1 protein-coding gene is annotated in these 539 nt (G+C 75.1%); it reads right to left on the bottom strand.

Annotated features, from left to right (window positions below; genetic code table 11):
* Positions 1-507, bottom strand: a 507-nt coding sequence (locus KDM41_18910) for a protein kinase (protein ID MCB1185496.1), incomplete at its 3' end; no start/stop codon positions are given.
* Positions 508-539 lie beyond the last annotated feature (32 nt).

Raw genomic sequence — 539 nt, 5'->3', positions numbered from 1 at the left:
CCCGATGCGCAGCGCGTCGGCGACGGGCAGCGCGCGATCGCCCGCGGGCCTCGCGTCGAGCAGCGCGCGCAGCGTCCTGCCGCGCACGAGCTCCATCGCGATGAACACGCGGCCCGCCTCCTCGCCGACGTCGTAGACCGTGGCGATGCCAGGATCGGTGAGGCCCGCGGCCGACCGCGCCTCGCGCATGAGCCTCCTCTTCGGCTCCTCGTCGCTCGTCGGCAGCACCTTGAGCGCCACCTCGCGGCCGAGCGTCGTGTCCTCGGCCGCATACACGATCCCCATGCCACCGCGCCCCAGCTCCGCGCGCACCACGAAGCGCCCGAGCGAGTCCCCGGCGTGGAGCGCGGCTTCCGGGTGCGGCTCGCCGCCCGCGTCGGGCAGCACTTCGAAGGTCGCCGCGGTCCTCGGATCGGCGGCGGTCACCGGGCCTGCGCCGGCGTCGAGCGTCGCCGTCTGGCTGACGCGCGCGCCGAGCATCGGATCCGAGGAGGACACGTCGCTCATGGTCGCGACGAAGCATAGCGCGCGAGGCGGTC

This window comes from bacterium, assembly GCA_020440705.1.
Taxonomy (GTDB): domain Bacteria; phylum Krumholzibacteriota; class Krumholzibacteriia; order LZORAL124-64-63; family LZORAL124-64-63; genus JAGRNP01.
This window is presented reverse-complemented; position numbering and strand designations above follow the sequence as displayed.